Origin of the sequence: Capnocytophaga periodontitidis (assembly GCF_016126015.1) — a bacterium.
GTDB classification, from domain to species: Bacteria; Bacteroidota; Bacteroidia; order Flavobacteriales; family Flavobacteriaceae; genus Capnocytophaga; species Capnocytophaga periodontitidis.
In genome coordinates this window covers 188,598-209,333 of the sequence record NZ_JAEFDB010000002.1, presented here as the reverse complement: position 1 = coordinate 209,333, position 20,736 = coordinate 188,598, and the positions used below count along the sequence as shown (strand labels likewise).

General features: G+C 41.7%; 22 protein-coding genes and 1 pseudogene. 17 read left to right on the top strand and 6 right to left on the bottom strand.

Features of this window, described 5'->3' with window-relative positions; genetic code table 11:
• Positions 1 to 4 precede the first annotated feature (4 nt).
• Entirely contained in the window at positions 5 to 631 is a 627-nt protein-coding gene (locus tag I7X29_RS05245; RefSeq protein WP_198473146.1) for a hypothetical protein, read from the top strand.
• On the opposite strand, the gene I7X29_RS05240 is transcribed toward I7X29_RS05245, so the two are convergent.
• The 3 genes from I7X29_RS05240 to I7X29_RS05230 are packed head-to-tail and all read right to left on the bottom strand — an operon-like array spanning position 623 to position 4,800.
• Entirely contained in the window at positions 623 to 2,554 is a 1,932-nt protein-coding gene (locus I7X29_RS05240; RefSeq protein ID WP_198473144.1) for an LTA synthase family protein, read from the bottom strand. The two genes, I7X29_RS05245 and I7X29_RS05240, sit on opposite strands and share 9 nt — an antisense overlap.
• 3 nt (positions 2,555 to 2,557) lie before the next feature.
• Positions 2,558 to 3,643 (bottom strand): glycosyltransferase family 4 protein, encoded by a 1,086-nt coding sequence (locus tag I7X29_RS05235; protein ID WP_198473142.1) that lies wholly within the window; start codon positions 3,641 to 3,643, stop codon positions 2,558 to 2,560.
• Complete coding sequence (locus I7X29_RS05230; RefSeq protein WP_198473140.1) at positions 3,640 to 4,800, bottom strand: glycosyltransferase; 1,161 nt, start codon at positions 4,798 to 4,800, stop codon at positions 3,640 to 3,642. Before I7X29_RS05230 ends, I7X29_RS05235 begins: the two co-directional genes overlap by 4 nt.
• A 64-nt stretch (positions 4,801 to 4,864) precedes the next feature.
• On the opposite strand from I7X29_RS05230, the gene I7X29_RS05225 reads away from it, so the two are divergent.
• Together I7X29_RS05225 and I7X29_RS05220 are read left to right on the top strand one after the other, a co-directional pair.
• Positions 4,865 to 5,638 (top strand): glycosyltransferase family 2 protein, encoded by a 774-nt coding sequence (locus tag I7X29_RS05225; protein ID WP_198473138.1) that lies wholly within the window; start codon positions 4,865 to 4,867, stop codon positions 5,636 to 5,638.
• Positions 5,635 to 7,008 (top strand): O-antigen ligase family protein, encoded by a 1,374-nt coding sequence (locus tag I7X29_RS05220; RefSeq protein WP_225883666.1) that lies wholly within the window; start codon positions 5,635 to 5,637, stop codon positions 7,006 to 7,008. The genes I7X29_RS05225 and I7X29_RS05220 overlap by 4 nt, the downstream gene beginning before the upstream one ends.
• Here I7X29_RS05220 and I7X29_RS05215 read toward each other — a convergent pair.
• On the bottom strand, positions 7,005 to 8,216 hold the full coding sequence (locus I7X29_RS05215) for a DegT/DnrJ/EryC1/StrS family aminotransferase (RefSeq protein WP_198473136.1): 1,212 nt from the start codon (positions 8,214 to 8,216) through the stop codon (positions 7,005 to 7,007). The two genes, I7X29_RS05220 and I7X29_RS05215, sit on opposite strands and share 4 nt — an antisense overlap.
• Positions 8,217 to 8,345: 129 nt before the next feature.
• Between I7X29_RS05215 and I7X29_RS05210 the strand changes: the two genes are divergently transcribed.
• The 7 genes and pseudogenes from I7X29_RS05210 to I7X29_RS05180 all read left to right on the top strand — a co-directional run bounded on the left by I7X29_RS05210 (position 8,346) and on the right by I7X29_RS05180 (position 12,863).
• On the top strand, positions 8,346 to 9,149 hold the full coding sequence (locus tag I7X29_RS05210) for an SDR family oxidoreductase (RefSeq protein ID WP_198473135.1): 804 nt from the start codon (positions 8,346 to 8,348) through the stop codon (positions 9,147 to 9,149).
• A 127-nt stretch (positions 9,150 to 9,276) separates the two neighbouring features.
• Positions 9,277 to 9,930 (top strand): fructose-6-phosphate aldolase, encoded by a 654-nt coding sequence (gene fsa / locus I7X29_RS05205; RefSeq protein WP_095898646.1) that lies wholly within the window; start codon positions 9,277 to 9,279, stop codon positions 9,928 to 9,930.
• 45 nt (positions 9,931 to 9,975) lie between these two features.
• Positions 9,976 to 10,857 (top strand): class A beta-lactamase, subclass A2, encoded by an 882-nt coding sequence (bla, locus tag I7X29_RS05200; RefSeq protein WP_198473351.1) that lies wholly within the window; start codon positions 9,976 to 9,978, stop codon positions 10,855 to 10,857.
• 13 nt (positions 10,858 to 10,870) lie between these two features.
• Positions 10,871 to 11,023: a hypothetical protein gene (locus I7X29_RS05195; protein WP_167372064.1), complete on the top strand. Its 153-nt coding sequence runs from the start codon at positions 10,871 to 10,873 to the stop codon at positions 11,021 to 11,023.
• A gap of 39 nt (positions 11,024 to 11,062) precedes the next feature.
• On the top strand, positions 11,063 to 11,881 hold the full coding sequence (locus I7X29_RS05190) for a DNA alkylation repair protein (RefSeq protein ID WP_198473133.1): 819 nt from the start codon (positions 11,063 to 11,065) through the stop codon (positions 11,879 to 11,881).
• 24 nt (positions 11,882 to 11,905) lie between these two features.
• Positions 11,906 to 12,136 (top strand): bacteriocin immunity protein, encoded by a 231-nt coding sequence (locus I7X29_RS05185; RefSeq protein WP_002665645.1) that lies wholly within the window; start codon positions 11,906 to 11,908, stop codon positions 12,134 to 12,136.
• A 9-nt stretch (positions 12,137 to 12,145) separates the two neighbouring features.
• Positions 12,146 to 12,863 (top strand): annotated as a pseudogene (locus tag I7X29_RS05180) (GNAT family N-acetyltransferase).
• Positions 12,864 to 12,881: 18 nt separating this feature from the next.
• Here I7X29_RS05180 and I7X29_RS05175 read toward each other — a convergent pair.
• Together I7X29_RS05175 and I7X29_RS05170 are read right to left on the bottom strand one after the other, a co-directional pair.
• A complete protein-coding gene (locus tag I7X29_RS05175) occupies positions 12,882 to 13,187 on the bottom strand; it encodes a type II toxin-antitoxin system YafQ family toxin (RefSeq protein WP_198473131.1) in 306 nt (101 codons plus the stop codon).
• The gene (locus I7X29_RS05170; protein WP_095898634.1) at positions 13,180 to 13,434 is read right to left on the bottom strand and encodes an antitoxin; all 255 of its coding nucleotides are present in this window, start codon (positions 13,432 to 13,434) and stop codon (positions 13,180 to 13,182) included. Before I7X29_RS05170 ends, I7X29_RS05175 begins: the two co-directional genes overlap by 8 nt.
• A 119-nt stretch (positions 13,435 to 13,553) precedes the next feature.
• On the opposite strand from I7X29_RS05170, the gene I7X29_RS05165 reads away from it, so the two are divergent.
• From I7X29_RS05165 to I7X29_RS05135, 7 genes are all read left to right on the top strand, one after another.
• Positions 13,554 to 14,384, top strand: coding sequence for a 1,4-dihydroxy-2-naphthoyl-CoA synthase (locus I7X29_RS05165; RefSeq protein ID WP_016479883.1), 831 nt, complete (start codon positions 13,554 to 13,556; stop codon positions 14,382 to 14,384).
• A 45-nt stretch (positions 14,385 to 14,429) separates the two neighbouring features.
• Positions 14,430 to 14,861 carry an LNS2 domain-containing protein gene (locus I7X29_RS05160; protein ID WP_198473129.1) on the top strand — a complete coding sequence of 144 codons (432 nt, stop codon included), beginning with the start codon at positions 14,430 to 14,432 and terminating at the stop codon, positions 14,859 to 14,861.
• 126 nt (positions 14,862 to 14,987) lie between these two features.
• Positions 14,988 to 15,347, top strand: coding sequence for a hypothetical protein (locus I7X29_RS05155; RefSeq protein ID WP_198473127.1), 360 nt, complete (start codon positions 14,988 to 14,990; stop codon positions 15,345 to 15,347).
• A 92-nt stretch (positions 15,348 to 15,439) separates the two neighbouring features.
• Complete coding sequence (locus I7X29_RS05150) at positions 15,440 to 16,219, top strand: (Fe-S)-binding protein (protein WP_198473125.1); 780 nt, start codon at positions 15,440 to 15,442, stop codon at positions 16,217 to 16,219.
• 49 nt (positions 16,220 to 16,268) lie between these two features.
• Positions 16,269 to 16,991 (top strand): PA3715 family protein, encoded by a 723-nt coding sequence (locus I7X29_RS05145; protein ID WP_034555136.1) that lies wholly within the window; start codon positions 16,269 to 16,271, stop codon positions 16,989 to 16,991.
• A gap of 12 nt (positions 16,992 to 17,003) precedes the next feature.
• On the top strand, positions 17,004 to 19,490 hold the full coding sequence (locus tag I7X29_RS05140; RefSeq protein WP_198473123.1) for a zinc-dependent metalloprotease: 2,487 nt from the start codon (positions 17,004 to 17,006) through the stop codon (positions 19,488 to 19,490).
• Positions 19,490 to 20,701 (top strand): Bcr/CflA family multidrug efflux MFS transporter, encoded by a 1,212-nt coding sequence (locus I7X29_RS05135; RefSeq protein ID WP_198473121.1) that lies wholly within the window; start codon positions 19,490 to 19,492, stop codon positions 20,699 to 20,701. The genes I7X29_RS05140 and I7X29_RS05135 overlap by 1 nt, the downstream gene beginning before the upstream one ends.
• The last annotated feature ends 35 nt before the right edge of the window (positions 20,702 to 20,736 follow it).

Sequence of the window (20,736 nt, the reverse complement as noted above, 5' to 3'; positions counted from 1 at the left end):
AACAATGCGCTATTTCAGTTACATCATCACATTTTTCGCTCACCCTATATGGTTTCCTATCTATGGGGCGATGTTGGTGTTGTTTCAAATACCCTTTTCACCCACTATAGAAATCGTAAAATACACTTGGTTGTTGCTACTGCTCATCACTGTAGCCCTACCCACCCTTGTATACCTGATGCTTTTTGTGCTAAATTGGCTCGACGATCCTTTTGAGGTGCCCCTTGAAAAACAGAAGTGGTTGCGTTATGGCTATATAGCAATGCTGTTACTCACTGCCTTCAAGGTAACCCCTATGGATCATTATCCCATTTTGTATTTCTATATAATGAATTTGCTCATCAGCACCTTTGTCATCCTGCTGATGCACTATTTAAAATTTGTAGGCAATATGTTTGTAATGGGGGTAGGAGCGCTCACCGTTTTCAGCATATTGCTGGGAGTTATCTTTGAAATAGATATGACCTATATTGTCGCACTATTCATCTTTCTCAGTGGAGCCATCCTTTCAGCACAAGCCTATCTCTCAGGGCAACCTCTCTGGAAACTCATCATCAGCTGGCTCATAGGCGCCCTCCCACAACTTTCACTTATAATATTGTTTAAAAACTTATTATTTGGCTTAACGTAGTTTATCGTTGATGATTCTATCCATATAATCCTGTATAAAGGCACGCATATCGGCGATGCCTTTTTTCATTTCTTCATTTTTAGGAATATCAGATTTTAAGTTATGAGTAAGATTTAAGTCGGTATTAGCATAAACACCTAAAACGTCACCTCCTAAACTGAGTACATAGATATAATTACCTTGTATGAGCTGGTAAAATTGTGTGTTTGTAACAAAAGCGCGAGGAGTTTCATCGGCTTTATCTGCCAAAAGGCTACGCCCCCAAGAGCGGAAGGGTTTTTGGTAGCCCATAAGATCTACTAAGGTAGGGAAGATGTCTATCTGCTGACCTAACACATCGGAGCTCCCTTGTGGAATGAGGGCTTTATTGGGGCTAAACAAGATGATAGGCAAACGGTGGTGGGCTATCTTCTGCTTGTAGTAATCGTAGTAGTCATCGGTAGTGTGGTCGGAGATGATGGCGAATATAGTGTTAGGATACCAATCTTCTTTTTTTACAGTATCAAAGAATTTCTGCAGTGATAAATCGGTGTATTCTGTAACATTGTGCATTGGAATATCGCCTGTATTAAAGCGTTTTTTGTACTTTTCGGGCACGGTATAAGGTCCGTGAGAAGAGAGTGTGAAGACGGTAGCCAAGAAGGGGCGTTTCATCTGGTTGATGTTCTTGGCAAAATACTGCAAGAAAGGTTCGTCGTCTATGCCCCAACTGCCGTTATAGAAGCGCTCGTCGTTGAATTCAGTGCGCCCTAAATAAGCTTGATAACCTATTTGGTGAGTATAGCCATCGAAGTTCATAGAGCCATTAGTAGCCCCGTGAGCGAAAAGCGTTTGGTAGCCCAAAGAGCGTGCAATTTCGGGCAAAGAAGAAACTTTGCGCTGTGCATAGCCCGAACGCACCCAAGCGGTTTGAAAAGTAGGCATACCAGCAGTTACTGCCGAAATCCCCTCAATGGAATGGATACTATTTGAGAATATATTGGTGAAGTAATACCCTTGTTGTGCTAAAGAATCTAAGAAAGGGGTATGACTACGGTAGTTGGGTATGTGCGTATGTTGGTTCATCACCCCGAAGTATTCAGCACCCATCCCTTCGAGAATAATCACTACCAGATTGGGTTTTTGGGGTACCCCTCGGTAGTATTGTTTGATAGGCTTGATGTTTTGGGCAATATAAGCATCGGTAGTGAATTTAAATTCCTTAAAACCTTTGTTTTTACCCATCGTACGCAGAATAGTAAAAGGGGTATTGAGCAGTACATTCACCTGTGAAATATCGCGAGCGTACTTGCTGGCGTCCATTACCGTAAGCGGGATAACCCCTACTTTGAACGAAAAACCCCGTATCCCAAAGATGAGCGTAGGTGCTAATAGTACTAACACTATTATTGAAGTAACAAAGTAAGGTTTCTTTTGTACTACTTTTTCTTCTTTTACGCGCACTTTCTTGTAGAGGAATATCCACAACACTATCAACGCTAAAAAGACAACAAAAATAGCCCAATACTGTACTAAAAAACCAGCGAGCAACACAATAGGGTTGTGTTCATTTTCTACCAGTGCCCAATCGTTGGTTGTAAGGCGGGTTTTGTTGTACGAGAAGTAGGCAATATCTATAAAGTTGAGCAAATAAGCAGGTAGGTTGCACCCAAAGTACACCCAAAAGAGCACTTTTTGAAAAGTAGGCTTGGTGTTCATTAGTAGTGGGAGCACACTTAAGAAGATAAACAGAAGATTCACATAGATAATAGCGGTTGTATCGAACAATAAACCGTAGAAAGCCAAACGGAGGAAGTCGGTTATACCCTCTACGTTGAGATGTGAGTGATTAAAACTGTAGAAAGTAAGGCGTGCCAAAAAGTAAAATACATAGGCTAAAGCCAAGCGATAAGCGAGTGTTTTGTATTCGTTGATGCGTTTCATTGTTTAAATGCGGTTATATAAATCTAAATAATTCTGTGCCATTGTGCAATAGTTGTACTGGGTAGCCCACGCTTTTAGTCGAGTGGATCGTAGAGGTTCTTGTTGGTAGTAGGCAGCCAAGCCTTCCTTTATGGTAGTAGCCATTACCTGAGGGTCGAAACTATCGAAATAGAAAGCCTCGTCGCCTCCTATCTCGGGCAGGCTGGTGTATCTGCTTAGGAACACGGCTTTGCCGAAAGCCATTGCCTCTATGGGCGGGATGCCAAAGCCTTCAGCTAATGAAGGTTGACACAGCGCTTGGCAATGTTGCAAAAGCGCATTTTTCTCCTCCTCGCTGATATGGCTAAAAAGATGCACACGCTGTTCTAACCCCAACTGGGTAATCCTTTCTTTTAGTTCAGTGGTGTAAGATCCTTTGTTTTCGGAACTGACCAATACCAAATCTTCTTCTATATAGGGAAGGGCTTCTATCAGAGATTTTTGGTTCTTTTTAGCAAAGAGTACACCAATATTCAGCAGGTATTTTCTGGATTTCAAAAAAGCTAGTGCCCCGTTTAGTGGGTAGACTTTCTCCTCGGGAAAAGTGATGCCGTTGTGAATCACTACTATTTCTTTCACTTTATCCAACTGCAAGAGGAAAGCGTTTTTCAGCACATCGTCTTTTACAAAGTTTGAAATACACACAAGGTAATCGGTGTTCTTTAGATTGGCATTGACCAATGCGAGTGTTTTTTTAAACTTATGTTTACTGATATCTTCGTACAAGAAATTCAGGTCGTGCAGAGTGAGAATCTTCTGGGTATGGCGATAGTCTTTTCTGAAGTAAAGAGAACCTTGGTTACTGCTGTGAATAACGTCGAACTGCTCGTTAAAAGGCTCGTAGAAACGATGCCAATATTTGTAAGGGACTACTTTTAGTGTCGGGCTTATCTGGCGAATAGTTTTAGCGGTACCAAAATAAGAAAAGTCAATAGATGACGGTGTGTTTAAAAGTCCTTTAGCGAGGTTTTTAAACACGTTGGCCAATCCTGTGTTGGGGTAACGCAGGCGTTCTAAATCTATGAGTATTTTCTTTTGAGAGTGGCTCATAATATCTTTTTAAACAAAGAGTCCCACTGTTTTACAATCTCTTCTATATTATAGAGACGCGCTTTTTTCAGTACGTTTTGTTGCATCTGTTTGCGCAGGGACTCATCGCTCATTAAGGAGGCAAGAGCTTCGGCATAAGCATCTAAGTCGAAAGGCGGAATGAGCCTCCCATTTTCACCGTCGGGGGAGAGGATTTCTCTGACGCCTGCTGAGCAAGCGAAAGCCACAGGGATAACCCCCGCTTGTTGCGCCTCGATGAGCACTAAGGGGAAGCCTTCAATTTGTGAAGAAAGGCAGTTGATAGCCGCCTCGTTGTAGTAAGGAGCAGTATACTGCTTACCACAGAAGGTGATGCGCTCTAAGCCGTAATCGGAAGCGAGTTGCTTAAGTTTTGGCAATTCTTCCCCTTCGCCTAAGAACAGAAACTCCCAATCGGGGAAACGTTTATAGAGCTTTTGCCACACAGCTACCAACCGTTCTACACGTTTGTCGCGGTGGCTCATACGCCCTACATAGAGGAGTTGTTTTTTCTTGTCTAATGTATAGGAGATAGGGGCTGGCTGGATACCGATAGGGATAGCAACTATCTTGTCGTTTTCCTTTAGTTGCAAGGCCTCTATCAGTTCGTTTTTATAGGCGTCGCAGAGCACCATAAAGGCGTGATAACGTTTGTAGATAAGCCTATATTTAGCTATTTTTATCTGTTTGCTGAGGTGAAAGAGGGGAATTTTAACACCACTATACCAAAGGGCGTAAAAAGGGTTTTGAGAAGCTTTTGCTTTTAGTTCACTGAGTTTGTTCTCGGCTTGCCAAAAGGTAATTCCGTAATGGGCAAAGATGCATTTACATTGGGTTCTGCTGAAAATACCTTCGCGTGAAGCGCTAAAACTCTTTCCCACAAACACCAAAACATCAATGCCTAATTCGTTTACTTTATCAGCCAGAGATACCTTGGGGCGCGACAGCAAGCGCGTCTTGCCTACATCTACAAAAGTAATATTTTTCTTATCCTCTTCGCTGAGTTGGCTATGAGCGATGCGCGAGGAAAAAACAAACACTTTATAGCCTAAAGAAGTGAGATATGGAGCAAGATTGGAGGTTACTTTTTCGCCTCCTCCATAAGGGTATCTACCGTGTACAAAACCAATGTTGGACATAATTGTTTTTATTAGAAGTGCAAAATTATAGAAAAAACACTATCTTTGCAAAAAAAATAATAAAATGTCACCTATATCCGAAAAAGTAAGCGGTCTCATTATCACCTATAACGAAGAAAAAAATATAAAGGAAGTATTGCCCTGTTTCGACTTCTGTGATGAAATTATCATTGTCGATTCTTTTAGCACCGACAGCACAGTAGCTATCGCTCAGTCATTTCCCAAAGTAAAAGTGATACAACACAAATTTGAAGATTTTGCGAGTCAGCGCAATGTGGCATTGCAATACGCCCAAAATGATTGGGTGCTTTTTCTCGACGGCGATGAGCGTATCACACCCGAGCTTAGAACTGAGATTATACAGACCTTGAACCGTACAGACAAGAAAGACGCTTATTATTTTCGGAGATTATTTTTCTTTGCTGGGAAACCTATACACTTTTCAGGCACACAAGGTGATAAGAATTTTCGTTTGTTCCGCAAGTCTAAATGCCATTACATACCTGAACGCAAAGTACACGAAACACTTGCGGTAGAGGGCTCTATTGGGGTACTCAAACACAAACTCTTGCACTACTCGGTGGCTGATTATGCATCTTATCGGCAAAAAGCAATTCTTTATGGGAAGTTTAAAGGTGAAGAGATGCTCCACAAAGGGAAGCGATACAGCGCCTTGAAGATGTATGCCAAGATGGCTTTTCATTTCTTTAAAACCTATGTGCTCAAATTAGGATTTTTGGACGGAAAAGAAGGTTTTTTGCTCAGCAAAGTGGATGCACTATCGGTCTATGAAAACTTTACATCACTTAAAAAATATCAACAAAGCCATACCTTATGACAAACCTTTTAAAGTTAAATAAGATACATTTTTGGACGGTGAGCCTCGTGCTATTTACACTTGTAACTGTGTACTTTCTTGGTTTCACCAATATGGGAAAGATTGAGAATAAAGGGAGTTTTAATATCCTTCTGTTGATAGGAGTCGTGCTTACAGCTATAGAAGTATGGATACACCGCCAACATCTTTTTGAAGGAGTCCAACCGTTTCATATCTTTATCACTTTGGTAGCGACGGCTATTGTGTTGTTTTATCCGTATAAATTTAAGGTTACCTTTGGGCTGAGTATAGCATTATTGCTCTTGTGTTTAGGCTATGGATTCTACCGGCGCACCTTCTACAAACCTCACCCTATAATGGTGGTGCTTTTCGTTTTTTGCGCCCTTAAACTCCTTAGTACTCTTTGGGCTACAGACCCAGTGCAAGCCTTTGGACATATTGATTACTACGCCTTTTTTATATTCTTCCCTCTTGTGACTTGTTTTTATCGGGTAGATAAAGCCGATTTGAAGAGCTTTGTCTATATCAGTTTCTTTGTGTTCTTACACTTATTAGTGCTCACATTGTTGCTATACTTATTTTTGGCGGACTCTCTACATAAACCATACGATGCTTTTCTCTCTTTTAATAAAAATTATTTAGGTACTTTTGATAGTCAAAGCTTTTATCATTATGTACGTACTATTTATTGGAGTTATGTGCCCCATCCGAGCAAAGTAGCTTGGATATTTATGACGGTATGGGCAATGGGAACGTGGTTGTGGAGAGAGGAGAAAGGGAAGATTATCAGTGTTTGGCAATTGGCTTTATACACGGTGTTACTATTGATAGTCTCGCTTATCCTACAAGCACGCATCGCTATTTTAGGAATTTTTATATTGCTATCCTTATTTATTTGGGTGACCTTGATGAAGCAGGTGAAAAGTACTAAACTGATAGCCCTTTTTACGATGATAGCTTTTGCCGTAGGAAGTTTGATGACTAAGGTAGTCATTTCTAACACTACTTTCTTCAGTGATGAAGGAAGGGCAAAGGTAAACGAAGCTACTTTATCACATTGCCAAGAACACCCTCTTATAGGAGGAGGAGCCGGCTACGAAACCCAACTTATTCACAGTTTAAACATCGACCTTAACAGCCTACACAACGAGTTTCTCACAGCTCTTTCAGACCAAGGTTTCTTAGGGCTTGCTGTGCTGTTGCTCTTTCACGTATTGGTAATCTATTACGACCTTAAGAATAGGTATTTCTTAGGGATTTATGTACTTTTGGCTTTTATTATCTTCAATGCAACGGAAGGCGTAATGGGTTTACCTATCTGCATTCCCTTCTTCCTCTACTGTCTCCTACCTAAGAAATTAGCAAATTAGCAAATTTCTTCTACAGCTTCTACTACACAATCAATTACAAAATGTACTTGCTCATTGGTGAGTTGAGGATAGATAGGCAGAGAGATTTCTCCTTTAAAATTGGCATACGCCTGCGGATAGTCTTCTATTTTATAGCCCATTTCTTTGAAAAGAGTGAGCATAGGCATCGGGATAAAGTGTACATTCACCGCTACCTCTTTTTCGGCAATCTTATTAATGATAGCATCGCGTTGTGCTTCGGTGATATCTTTGATGCGCAAAGCGTAAAGATGATATGAGGTCTCCCTTCCTTGTTTAGAGAGGGGGGGCAATATTGCCCAATCGTACTTTTTAAAAGCCTCGTCATACAGGTGGAATATACGCTTGCGTTCTTTTAGGATATGCTCGTATTCGCGTATTTGTGCTAGCCCTATGGCGGCATTTACGTCGGGCATATTAATCTTCATTCCAAGTCCTACAATATCATAACGCCAACCGCCAGCTTGGCTTTTGCTGAAAGCGTCTTTTGTTTGGCAGTTTAGACTCATTTGGCGCAGTTCTTTATAGAGAGAAGCATTGTTGAACGGAGCAGGGAGATTTAGACAGATAGCACCTCCTTCGGCAGTAGTTACATTCTTTACAGCGTGAAGCGAGAAGATGGCCACATCAGTTTCACTACCAGTGCGGGTACCTTCTTTATACCAAGCCCCAAGCGAATGAGCGGCATCATTGAGCACCAAAACACGCCCCAATTGCGCTTGCACCTTGCTGGTAGGGTTGAATAGTGATTGCACCTCTGGAGATTTTACTAAGTGCATTAACGCATCATAATCGCAAGGGAACCCTGCAATATCTACAGGAATAATAGCTTTCGTTTTATAAGTAATAGCGCGCCTTACAGCTTCTACACCAATATTGAAATCGTCTTCTACATCTACCATTATAGGGGTAGCACCTACGTGCAAAACAGCTAAAGCGGTAGCACTATAGGTATAGGCAGGCACGATGACCTCATCGCCAGCTTTTACGCCGAGCCAGTGGAGCATAAGTATCGCGCCTGACGTCCACGAATTTACACAGAGCGCTTCTGTAGCTCCTGAGAATTTTTTGATTTCTTCTTCTAAAGCCTTTACTTTAGGACCTGTGGTAATCCACCCAGAGCGCAGTGCATCAGTAACTTCATTTATAACAGCCTCAGTTATATAAGGAGGCGAAAAAGGTATCTTCATAAAACATTTTCAAAAATCACGGCAAAGGTATGAAATATCTAACTAATTAGCAAATTAATAATTGCCTAATTGACAAATTATTATTACCTTTGTCGCCATATTAAAACCCTAAAACCTGTTCCCTAAACAATGAACAAAACCGTTCTCATCACAGGCGCCACTTCGGGTATAGGCAAAGAAACTGCCTTGCTACTTGCTTCCAAAGGCTTTTTGGTCTATGGTACAGCGCGCAATGTAGAAGGCAAAAACCTGCCTTTCCGCCTTTTGCCAATGGATGTGCGCAACGAAACCTCTATCAAAGAAGCGGTACAGCAAATCCTCACCGAAGTAGGTCGTATCGATATACTCATCAACAATGCAGGCGTGGGCATCACAGGAGCGGTAGAAGAACTCCCCGCCGAGCAGCTACACAACGTTTTTGCTACCAATCTCTACGGCGCTATAGCAGTGATACAGCAAGTGCTCCCCACTATGCGCGCACAAGGTAGCGGACGCATCATCAACATTGCCTCTATTGCAGGTTATATGGGCTTGCCCTTCCGCGGAGCTTATTCCGCCAGCAAAGGTGCGCTTCTTTTAATGAGTGAAGCCTTACGTATGGAAGTAAAGCAGTTTGGCATCGAGGTAACCACCATTTCCCCAGGTGATTACGCCACCGACATTGCCTCTCGCCGTTACCATACCCCCGTAAACGAAAACTCTCCGTATGCCGAAGTCTATGCCAAGCAACTCCAGCTGATGAATGAGCACGTTGATAGCGGTGGCGACCCCAAAGAAATGGCAGATAAAATACTGAAAGTCATCAATACTAAACACCCCAAAGTGCATTACAAACAAGGTAGTTTCTTGCAGAAGTTCTCTATTGTCCTCAAACGACTCTTACCGAGCAAATCCTACGAGAAAATGCTGATGAAACACTACTCATTAAATTAGCAAATTAGGTAATTAGCAAATTTGCCAATTTGTAACACCCACTTTGCCAAAGTTTAATATAATTCATTTTTTTGACCTGATAACATCACAACTTGTTAATTATTAATCGTTAATTATTAATTGTCTTATGAAATTTTTTATCGACACTGCGAATCTATCGCAAATTCAAGAAGCCCAAGACTTGGGCGTATTAGACGGGGTAACCACTAATCCGTCATTAATGGCTAAAGAAGGCATCACCGGCAAAGCCGCTATCTTGCAACATTACAAAAACATCTGTGAGATTGTAGAAGGCGATGTCTCTGCCGAAGTAATTGCCACCGATTTTGAGGGCATTGTGCGCGAAGGCGAAGAACTTGCTGCCCTTCACCCTCAAATCGTAGTAAAAGTACCGATGATTAAAGATGGTATCAAAGCTATTAAATACTTCACCGATAAGGGTATCCGTACCAATTGTACCCTCGTATTCTCGGCAGGTCAGGCGCTTTTGGCAGCCAAAGCAGGTGCTACTTATGTATCGCCTTTCATCGGCAGACTCGACGATATCTCTGCTGACGGACTTTCTCTCATCGAAGAAATACGCCTCATCTACGACAACTATAATTTTGAGACACAAATCCTTGCAGCTTCTGTGCGCCACACTATGCACATCCTCGAATGTGCCAAAATAGGTGCCGATGTGATTACCGCACCTCTTTCGGCTATCACCGGACTCCTCAAACATCCCCTTACCGATAGCGGCTTAGCACAATTTTTAGCCGACGCCAAAAAATTAGGATAATTAACACAAATGAAAAAATTAACACAAATGAAAAAATTAACACAAATGAAAAAATATTTTTCTTTTTGTCTTTTGGGGATTTTTATTTTTTGTTTTTCTCAACAAAATTTAAAAAGAGATATCACAAAGATTATACAAGGCAAGAATGCCCTTGTGGCGGTATCTGTGATGAACTCAAAAGGGAAAACAGAAGTAAATATTAACGGAAACAAAAAAGTTCCGATGCTTAGTGTGTTCAAATTTCACATTGCATTGGCAGTTTTGGATTTGGTGGACAGAGGTATTTTGGATTTGGAACAAAATATTTTTGTCAAGAAATCAGAACTTTTGGAGAATACTTGGAGCCCCATTCGTGATAAATATCCGAATGGCAATGTGAATATCCCTTTGAGAGAAATCATAGAACACACTGTTTCTCAGAGTGATAACAATGGTTGTGACATTCTGCTGAGGTTGATTGGAGGAGTTGATACTGTCCAGAAATTCATCGAGAGCAAGGGTATCAAAGATTTTGCGATAAAATACAATGAAGAAGAAATGAATAAGAATGGGAAACCCATCTACTCAAACTATACAACCGCAAACGCCTCCAGCAGGCTTCTGCAAAAATTTTATAATGGTGAGATAATTTCCGAGTCTTCCAGAGATTTTCTATTCAGAATCATGTATGAGACTTCTACTGGAGCAGACAGGCTCATATCCCTGCTTCCTCCAGATGTTATCGTTGCCCATAAAACAGGGACTTCTGGCATTGTATCTGGAATTCAGGCTGCTACCAATGATGTGGGAATCATCATTTTACCTGATGACGAATACTACACCATATCTGTTTTTGTGATAAATTCCAAAGAAAATACATCAACTAACGAAAAAATAATTGCTGATATATCAAAAACAGTGTGGGATTATTATTTTCAAAATAAATAAATGAAAAATAATTATGAAAGATAAAATAACTAAGAAAGAGGGTCTAAAAGATAAACTTTTAAAGGGTTTAGACCTTGCTTATGAGCGAATGATTGCCCAAAAACGCAAGAATAACCAAAAGATTGTGGTGCGCCGTGAGGGAAAAATCGTTACTATTACACCATAAGAATTAGCAAAACTATCAATTAACACATTAATTAAGTTTATGACCGAAGAAATCAAAAACAGAAAAGGGGCTCAAAAGGCAGTAGATATACCTGCCGAAGTGCTTTCGTTATTAAATGCGGGGCGTATAGAAACGGTAAACCTTACCGAGTGGCTGGCTGTAGATCATTCTCAGCTGGTAAAATCTGTTTTTCCTGCTTTGGGGATTGATAAAAATATCATTGAAGAGTTGGTTTGCCAAATCAATCAGCAAAAGAAACCTTCTACAATGAATACGATTAAGCTCATAGGTGCATTGTTATACGAAAAATATGCAAATACTGACCTTTATGAGCCTTTGTTTAAGCAAATCAGTACGCACTTATCCGATTCTGTGCGCTGTTATGCTTGTTATTTGGTGGCTTTACATACCGAAATCCCTTTAGAAGATAAGCTACACAAACTAAAACCTTTGGTAGCCGATAGTCATTTTGGCGTTCGTGAGATTATTTGGATGGCATTACGCCCCGAAATGAGTGAGCATTTAGACTTTTCAATCGTTTTTCTTTCCCATTGGGCAGAAAGCGAAGATGAGAATATCCGTAGGTTTAGCACAGAAGCCTTGCGTCCGCGGGGTGTTTGGTGTGCTCATATAGAAGCCTTGAAAGAAAAACCAGAACAGTATTTGCCTATATTAGACAAATTGAAGTCCGATAAGGCAAAGTATGTGCAAGATAGCGTAGGGAACTGGCTGAACGATGCCAGCAAAACCCGCCCCGATTTCGTAACAGCTCTTTGTGAGCGTTGGGAGCGCGAAAGTCCTACCAAGGAAACCAAGTATATTGTAAAAAAGGCACTGAGAACGATTGCCACTAAATAGTATAAAAACTTATTTTTTTACCGAATGACCCGAGAAGAACTCATACAATTAGGGAACCAAATCATAGAAGAAACCGATGACGATCGCCAAGAGGAGCTAATGGAGCGCTTCGATCGCAATGTACCTCACCCCGAGGGCAGTTCGTTATTCTTCTATCCGGAAAACTACAACGCCCGCACTATGGATATTTCCTCCTACGACCCCACTGTTGAGGAAGTAGTAGACAAATGCTTGGCGTATCAACCGATTATCTAAAAATATACAATGAACACAAACCAATACAATCAACCCATAGGGGATGCATTACCTAATTTTTTCAGTAGGAGTAACCCCTCATATAACCCTCTTACAAGGAAATTATTGTCAGTTGGAACCTCTTTCGGTAGCCAAACATTTAGACGATTTGAGTGATTTCTATTTGGAAGCCAATGCCGTGATGCCCGATTGGACTTATTTATCTATAGCTCCTGCAAAGAACAAAGAGGAGTTGCACGCTTTACTCACCAAGCAGGAAGCCTCTACCGACCCTTATTTTCTGACGATTGTAGATAAGCAAACGCGAAAAGCAGTGGGTACGCTTGCCCTAATGCGTATAGACCCTAAAAACAGAGTGATAGAAGTGGGGTGGGTGAACTATTCGCCGGCTTTACAGCGTACGCGTATGGCTACAGAAGCACAGTTTTTGTTGGCGAAATATGTGTTTGAAGTCCTTCAATACAGGCGTTACGAATGGAAGTGTGACAGCCTTAATGCACCTTCGCGCCGTGCTGCAGAGCGCTTGGGCTTTGTATATGAGGGTACATTCAGGCAGGCAGTGGTTTACAAAGGGCGTTCGCGCGACACCGCTTGGTTTGCTATGATAGATAAGGAATGGGAAGCTAACAAACGCGCTCTTGAGCAATGGCTCTCCCCTGAGAATTTCGACTCGCAGGGTAAACAAAGGAAGTCTTTGAAGATATTGAGAGAACTAGCAGAAGAATAGATGAATCAATATAAAATCTTACATTTTAAATAACTCTGAATGACTTCCAAGTCTCATCAAATAAATTACTTTTTCATCATCCTCTTGTATCCATATAATGAGTAAATCACCCTCTATATGGCATTGTAAACAACCTTTATATTTTCCTTTTAGATAATGAGGTTTCATCTCAGCAGGAATGCCATCAACTCCTTTTTCTCTCAATATTTTAATGGCAGCAGTTACTTTTTCAACTTTTTCTAATTGCTTAGATATTTTTTTCAAGTCTTTTTTGAAGGAAGTTGAATACCTTACTAAAAACTCTTTGTTTTCATCATTATTCATCTTCTTCTAATATATCTTTTATCATTAGATCGACATCAGTATATCCCTTCATAAGGTGCCCCTTTTCCTTTACCTCCATAAAAGCAGCGTGCGTTTCCTCATTAGGAATCGCTGTTTCAATAGGATAAGTCTTTTTCCCCACTTTCTTCTTTAAAAGAACGGTTTTTACGTTGAACTTCTCAAACAAACCTAAAAAAATAGGATAATCGGCTTCATTAATCGTTGCTTGTAATACAATTGAGTTCATAATACTTCTTATTTTTGGGCAAAGGTACAAAATAATTGACAATCTACAAATTGGCTAATTGACAAATTATTACTACCTTTGCCCCCTAAATAACTTTTCATTTTTCACTTTTCACTTATATGAATTGGATAACCGTAAAAGAATACGAAGATATTACGTATAAAAAATGTGACGGCGTAGCGCGTATTGCCTTCAATCGTCCTGAAGTGCGCAACGCTTTTCGCCCTAAAACCACTTCTGAACTCCTCGATGCCTTCAAAGATGCTTATGAAGACATCAACATAGGCGCCGTATTGCTCTCTGCCGAAGGACCTTCACCTAAAGACGGCGTATGGAGTTTTTGTAGTGGTGGCGACCAAAAAGCACGTGGTCACCAAGGCTATGTAGGCGACGATGGTTATCACCGCTTGAATATCCTCGAAGTGCAACGCCTTATTCGCTTTATGCCCAAGGTGGTGATCGCAGTAGTCCCCGGTTGGGCAGTGGGCGGCGGACACTCATTGCACGTAGTGTGCGACCTTACCCTCGCGAGCAAAGAACACGCAATCTTCAAACAAACCGATGCCGATGTCACTAGTTTTGATGCCGGTTATGGGTCGGCTTATCTCGCCAAAATGGTGGGACAGAAGAAAGCCCGCGAAATTTTCTTCTTAGGACGCAACTATTCAGCCCAAGAGGCTTTCGAGATGGGAATGGTAAACGCCGTAGTCCCTCACGACGAGCTCGAAGCCACCGCTTTTGAGTGGGCGCAAGAAATAATGGCAAAATCACCTACTTCTATCAAAATGCTGAAATTCGCAATGAACCTCACCGATGACGGTATGGTAGGACAACAAGTATTCGCCGGTGAAGCCACCCGTTTGGCGTATATGACCGATGAAGCCAAAGAAGGACGCGATGCCTTCCTCGAAAAACGCAAACCTAACTTCGAAAAAAAATGGATTCCTTAACAATTTGCTAATTTCCAAATTTGCTAATTTGCTAATTCAAATATTATGACTGAAAAATTCACCTTAAAAGAAGATGCTCAAGGCAATAAAAATCCTATATTGCCAGAGGGAGTAAAAAACTACCTCATTGATATTGACGGCACGGTAGGCGAGGATATTCCTAACGAAGAACCTGAGCGTATGGCTACTGCCGAGGTATTCCCCGATGCCTTAGCACAAGTAAACAAATGGTATGACGAAGGTCACGTGATTTACTTTTTCACCTCGCGTACCGAAGCACACCGCGAAGTTACCGAGCAATGGCTCAAAAAGCACGGCTTTAAGTATCACGGCATCATCTTTGGCAAACCCCGCGGAGGCAACTATCATTGGATAGACAATCACATCGTAAAAGCTACCCGCTACAAAGGCAAATTCACCGACTTTGTCCTCAAAGAACAAACCGTAGAAGTATTTGATGATGAGTCAATTTGCTAATGAGCTAATTAGCTAATTGTTTTTTTCGCTGGTCTTTAGCTGGCGCGAGCTTGTAGCTCGTGCCTATTCTGTCCGACTTGTCTGACTCGTCTGACTCGTCCTATAAATCTCTAATAACACCATAAAATGAAAGAAACCGTTAAAAACAAGATTAAAAAATGGTTACTTGGCATAGATCGTCAAGAAACCTTACCCAATGATATTGTCGCACTGAACTTCAATATCTCCGAACCTTACGAATTGGAACTCATAGGCTCTTCTTGGTATGATGATGAAGACCCCGATTGGGCTTGCGATGACGATTTTGTACCCGATGACTGCTTTTTACCTTTAGATGAAATCCCTGAAGAAGTACATTGGGAACAAGTCCTCTCGATGATTACCGAAATACTTAAAGAAATAGTAGCCGAAAACAGTATCAAACTTTTTAACGTAGAACATATAGCCGTAGGTTTTGTAGATGGCGATTTAGAAATCGTAAAATAACCTACAGCATTTTGCTGGCACGAGCTACAAGCTCGTGCCAAATTACCAAATTTGCTAATTTCCGAATTTGCTAATTTTCAAATTAGATTATTATGATTCCAACAATGGCAGAACTCTCAGCTCGCGGCGAAACCCCCGAAGTACTCTTCTGGGTAGGCTGTGCTGGTAGTTTTGACGACAGAGCTAAACGCATTATCAAAGCCTTTGCCCACCTCTTGCAAAAAGCAGGGGTGCGCTTTGCCGTACTCGGCACCGAAGAGAGTTGCACCGGCGACCCTGCCAAGCGCGCAGGCAACGAGTTTCTTTTCCAGATGCAGGCAATGATGAACATCGAGGTGCTCAACAACTATCAGGTAACCAAAATAGTAACCACCTGTCCGCATTGTTTCAACACTATCAAAAACGAATACCCTGCGCTGGGCGGGAATTACGAAGTAATGCACCACACTGAGTTACTCAAAACCCTTATCGATGAGGGCAGACTCACTATAGAAAGTGGCACCTTCAAAGGCAAGCGCATCACTTTTCACGACCCTTGCTACCTTGGCAGAGCCAACAAAGTGTATAACGCCCCCCGCGAACTGCTCACCTCCTTAGAAGCCGATTTGGTAGAGATGAAAAAGTGCAAAGCCCGCGCAATGTGCTGTGGAGCAGGAGGCGCACAACTCTTCAAAGAATCGGAAAAAGGAGATAAAGAAATCAATGTATTGCGCACCGAGCAAGCCCTCGACGTGCGTCCTGATATCATCGCCACCGCTTGTCCGTTTTGCAATACGATGATGACCGATGGCGTAAAAACCAAAGAAAAAGAAACCCAAATAAAAGTCTATGATGTAGCAGAATTGCTAATGATGAATAATGAAGTATGTTAAACGCCCTCTAAAACGCAATCTATTTTTGTCTGACTATAATATCAAAAAAATGAAATATTTTCTAACCTTTTTTCTATGTACTTGTTGTGCTTTTAGCCTCAAAGCTCAAAAAGACCCTAAAGTTTTTGAAAAGGTCATAAAAGCCCTTTCTATACCTAAATCAAAAATAGATACCGACTTATACAACGAGAGAATATTGCCTTATGACAATAATACAATGGTAATGGTCTTCCCCGTCAAAAATGGAACTGAAGACGATGGTTGGATTGATGCTTACATCGTTCTTTTCAATATAAAAGAACAAAAAATAAGCTGTTTTTATAAAGGTTTAAGTGAATGGGTCTCCGATGCTTTTGTAATAAATGGCATTGCTATTGATACCGCAAAGTTTATCCTTTCAGAAGGTGAACGCGCTTTTGGTATTCGTGTGTTTACTCATAACCAAAGCCGACCTAACCCTGCTGGTGAGGAATATTTTAGTTTATTTCTGCCGAAAGGAAAAACACTCAAAAAGGTATTGAACAATTACATACTTAGTGCTTCAAGAGGTGACTTTAATTACTGCGAAGGCTATGAATACATATTTGATTCTATGTTCATAATGGAAACCGAAAAAACTAATGGCTATTTCAATATCAAAAATAGAGTTACCTTTACAACAAAAGTTAGTGATAGCGACTGTAAGGATGAAATTTCTGAAAAACGAGTAGAAATAAAATACCTAAAGTACAACGGAAAGGAATACGAAGGTGAAGAAATAAAATTAGATTGATTTTATAAAGATATGAAGAAATATATATTATATACACTACTATTGGGAATGAGCTCCTATGTTTTCGCTCAGCAAACGCCCACAGTGAAAGATACCATTACTAAAGATACTACTAAAACCAAAACAACAGAAAAACCCGAAAAAACTCCTGAGCAAAAGCGCGCCGAAGAGTACGCTAAACTCATCAAAAAAAAGGGTATAGAGCGCAACGGACTCTTTACGATCCGCAAAATTGAAGAGAAATGGTACTTTGAAGTCCCCGATTCACTCCTCAATCGCTTTTTGCTATGCGTAACCCGCCTCAAAGCTGCCCCTCATAACTTCGGACTCTATGCAGGCGAGAAAGTGAATGAACAAACCGTCTATTTCGAGCAGAAAAGCGATAAAACACTCCTCTTGCGCTCTTTTCTCAATCTGCAAGAAGCCGGTACCGACGATAATATCTCGGTAGCAGTAGCCAATTCGAGTGCAAATCCTGTGGTAGCATCATTCACCGTTATCGGGCGCAACCCCAAAACCAAAGCACAGCTCATCGACATCACCGATTTCTTCAAGCAAGACAACAGCGTTACCTCTTTTTCATCGAATACAAAAACCCAAATGAAAATAGGCACTATCGCTACCGATCGTTCTTTTGTAGACGATATACGTCCTTATCCTATCAACGTAGAGGTCAATACTCTCAAAACGTTCAGTGCTTCACCCAGTACCATTCCTTCGGCAAACAAAGTAGGGGCGGTTACCTTAGAGCTGAATATCTCTATGGTGCTTTTACCCAAAACACCTATGCAAAAACGCCTTTTCGACCCTCGTGTGGGCTTTTTCGCTACCCGATACATCAAGTTCAGCGACCAGCAACAACGCACCGAAACTGAATATTACATCCACCGTTTCCGTTTAGAACCTCGCAAAGAAGACGTCAAAAAATATCTCAGCGGTCAGTTGGTACGCCCCAAAAAGCAAATCGTGTTCTATATCGACCCTGCTACGCCTAAACAATGGCAAAAATACCTCATTTTGGGCGTAAACGATTGGAATGTAGCTTTTGAGCAAGCGGGATTCAAAGAGGCTATTGTCGCAAAACCTTGGCCTAACGACCCTTCTATGAGCTTAGAAGATGCACGCTTCAACGTAATTCGCTACCTCCCTTCCGAAAAAAGTAACGCCTACGGTCCTAACATCGCCGACCCTCGCAGTGGTGAAATTATAGAATGTCACGTGGGTTGGTATCACAACGTGATGAAACTCCTCAATCAGTGGTATATGATTCAGGCAGGTGCTGTCGATAAACGCGCTCGTACTATGGAGTTCAACGAGGAACTAATGGGCGACCTCGTGCGCTTTGTCTCCTCTCACGAAATAGGGCACTGCTTAGGTTTGCGCCACAATATGGGCGCCAGCAGTCAGACGCCTGTCGAAAAACTCCGCGACAAAAAATGGGTTGAAGCCAATGGGCATACTGCTTCTATTATGGACTACGCGCGTTTTAACTATGTGGCACAGCCCGAAGACAATATTAACAGCAAAGGACTTTATCCGCGCATAGGTATCTACGACAAATGGGCAATCGAATGGGGATATCGCTATTATGGCAACAAATATAAAGACGAGTATGCCGAACAAGAATCTCTTGCCGAAATGGTTACCCAAAAACTCAAAGCCAATCCGCGATTGTGGTTCGGAGGAGAAGGCAAAGATGAAGACCCTCGTGCGCAAACTGAAGATCTTTCGGACAACGTGATGAAAGCTAATACCTACGGATTAAAAAACCTCCGCTATATTGTGCAACACCTCCCCGAATGGACTAAACAGCCTAACGACAAATACGAACATCTCGACGAAATGCAAACCGCTGCCTATATGCAGTATTTCCGCTATTTGAAGCACGTGCTCAAACACATTGGCAATAGATATGTAGGCATCATCGGTGAGAAAGAAGTCTATAAAGAAGTGCCCAAAGAGAAGGTAAAAGAAGCTATAAACTATTTAGATAAAGAACTTTTTGAAGCGCCTTTGTGGTTATATCCTCAGGAAATAGTAGAGAAAACAGGCGCTACCCCCGATAAGAACATCATCAGTATGCAAAACCTTACCCTGAGTGTGCTTTTAGGAGAGTCAACTCTCTATAACCTTTATAACCAATCGCTCACCTCCAAAAATCCTTATCCGCTAAACGAATATCTGCAAGATGTATTCAAAGCGGTATGGAAACCCCTCAACAACCCCGATGCACGCCAGAACACTTATCGCCGTGGTATCGAACGCTTGTACCTCTCTCAAATCGATAGACTCATCAATGCACCTGCCGACGCTAAAAACAGTAAAGCTGCGAGCATACAGCAAGTATCCGATGTGCGCCTCTTTGCCTTACAGCATTTGGATATGATTGAGACTTTCGCCAAACAAGCTCTTGCCAAAGAACCAGCGTCATCTATTAACCATCTACACTACCAAGAAATTATAAAGGAAATAGAACGTATTAAAGACCCTAAAAAATAGTGTTAGAACCCGAAGAACTCAAAGACTCAAAACCCGACCTACTGTTTATCCTCATTATGGGACTCTTATCAATGCTCACCCCGCTGGCTATCGATATGTATCTCCCTGCTTTTGTAAAGATTGCTAACGATTTGAACGTATCCGAAGAGATGATTCCTCAAACCTTAGCACTCTTTACCCTTGGGTTTGCTTTCGGACAACTCTTTTGGGGACCTCTTTCCGATAGTTATGGACGGAAACCTATCATTCTCATCGGGATTATCACCTCAGCATTGGTGTCGTTAGTGATTACGCAAATTCACCACATCCATCACTTTTATATACTGCGCTTTGTACAAGGCTTTTTTGGAGCATCGCCGGCGGTAGTTACGGGTGCCCTCTTGCGCGACCTTTTCGCCAAAAATGAGTTCGCCCGCCAAATGTCGATGATTATGATTGTCACGATGATAGCCCCGCTCATCGCCCCCGTACTGGGTGGTCACCTCACCGACTGGTTTCATTGGCATATCATCTTCTACGTGCTGATGATTTTAGGACTCTTGGCGGCACTTTTAGTGAGTTATAAAATCCCAGAAACCCTTCCTAAGTTCAAGCGTGTTCCTTTAAAAATAGGTAACACCTTGCGTATTTACGGCAAGCTCCTCAGCAATAAAAAGGTATTGGGGTATATTTTCTGCAATTCACTTTCCTATTCGGGAATGTTTTGCTTTATCACCACAGGTTCTATTGTGTATACCAAACTCTTTGGGGTAGCCCCTCAACACTTTGGGTATTTCTTCCTTTTAAACATCATTGTAATGATGACGGCAACCTCGCTCAATGGCAAATTCGTCACCAAAATAGGTGTAGAAAAATCGTTGCGGTTAGGGCTTACTATCCAACTCATTGCAGGAGCGTGGCTGGTGATATGCGGTATTTTCCATTTGGGATTGTGGGCTACCGTGGCAGGCGTTTCAATGTTTGTAGGTTTGGTATCGGTAGTGTCCAGCAGTGCCAATGCCGCCATTTTGGATATGTACCCCGAAGTAGCGGGTACCGCCAATTCACTCACAGGAATGTTGCGTTTTGGTATCGGTTCAGTAGTAGGGGCAGTGCTCTCGCTTTTCGCCATCACCTCTGAGCGCCCAATGGTATTTGCAATGGCAATATGCATAGGAGTAGGCGCCCTCAGTTACTTGCTGTTAGTCGCCCGTCGCACCATTAGCAAATAACTATATTGTTTCTCTGCCTCTTTAAGACTCTCCAA

Bases quoted from the DNA above. Each gene is read 5' to 3' on its own strand.
- I7X29_RS05245 (WP_198473146.1), top strand. From the start codon at position 5: ATGCGCTATTTCAGTTACATCATCACATTTTTCGCTCACCCTATATGG.
- I7X29_RS05240 (WP_198473144.1), bottom strand. From the start codon at position 2,554: ATGAAACGCATCAACGAATACAAAACACTCGCTTATCGCTTGGCTTTA.
- I7X29_RS05235 (WP_198473142.1), bottom strand. From the start codon at position 3,643: ATGAGCCACTCTCAAAAGAAAATACTCATAGATTTAGAACGCCTGCGT.
- I7X29_RS05230 (WP_198473140.1), bottom strand. From the start codon at position 4,800: ATGTCCAACATTGGTTTTGTACACGGTAGATACCCTTATGGAGGAGGC.
- I7X29_RS05225 (WP_198473138.1), top strand. From the start codon at position 4,865: ATGTCACCTATATCCGAAAAAGTAAGCGGTCTCATTATCACCTATAAC.
- I7X29_RS05220 (WP_225883666.1), top strand. From the start codon at position 5,635: ATGACAAACCTTTTAAAGTTAAATAAGATACATTTTTGGACGGTGAGC.
- I7X29_RS05215 (WP_198473136.1), bottom strand. From the start codon at position 8,216: ATGAAGATACCTTTTTCGCCTCCTTATATAACTGAGGCTGTTATAAAT.
- I7X29_RS05210 (WP_198473135.1), top strand. From the start codon at position 8,346: ATGAACAAAACCGTTCTCATCACAGGCGCCACTTCGGGTATAGGCAAA.
- fsa (WP_095898646.1), top strand. From the start codon at position 9,277: ATGAAATTTTTTATCGACACTGCGAATCTATCGCAAATTCAAGAAGCC.
- bla (WP_198473351.1), top strand. From the start codon at position 9,976: ATGAAAAAATATTTTTCTTTTTGTCTTTTGGGGATTTTTATTTTTTGT.
- I7X29_RS05195 (WP_167372064.1), top strand. From the start codon at position 10,871: ATGAAAGATAAAATAACTAAGAAAGAGGGTCTAAAAGATAAACTTTTA.
- I7X29_RS05190 (WP_198473133.1), top strand. From the start codon at position 11,063: ATGACCGAAGAAATCAAAAACAGAAAAGGGGCTCAAAAGGCAGTAGAT.
- I7X29_RS05185 (WP_002665645.1), top strand. From the start codon at position 11,906: ATGACCCGAGAAGAACTCATACAATTAGGGAACCAAATCATAGAAGAA.
- I7X29_RS05175 (WP_198473131.1), bottom strand. From the start codon at position 13,187: ATGAATAATGATGAAAACAAAGAGTTTTTAGTAAGGTATTCAACTTCC.
- I7X29_RS05170 (WP_095898634.1), bottom strand. From the start codon at position 13,434: ATGAACTCAATTGTATTACAAGCAACGATTAATGAAGCCGATTATCCT.
- I7X29_RS05165 (WP_016479883.1), top strand. From the start codon at position 13,554: ATGAATTGGATAACCGTAAAAGAATACGAAGATATTACGTATAAAAAA.
- I7X29_RS05160 (WP_198473129.1), top strand. From the start codon at position 14,430: ATGACTGAAAAATTCACCTTAAAAGAAGATGCTCAAGGCAATAAAAAT.
- I7X29_RS05155 (WP_198473127.1), top strand. From the start codon at position 14,988: ATGAAAGAAACCGTTAAAAACAAGATTAAAAAATGGTTACTTGGCATA.
- I7X29_RS05150 (WP_198473125.1), top strand. From the start codon at position 15,440: ATGATTCCAACAATGGCAGAACTCTCAGCTCGCGGCGAAACCCCCGAA.
- I7X29_RS05145 (WP_034555136.1), top strand. From the start codon at position 16,269: ATGAAATATTTTCTAACCTTTTTTCTATGTACTTGTTGTGCTTTTAGC.
- I7X29_RS05140 (WP_198473123.1), top strand. From the start codon at position 17,004: ATGAAGAAATATATATTATATACACTACTATTGGGAATGAGCTCCTAT.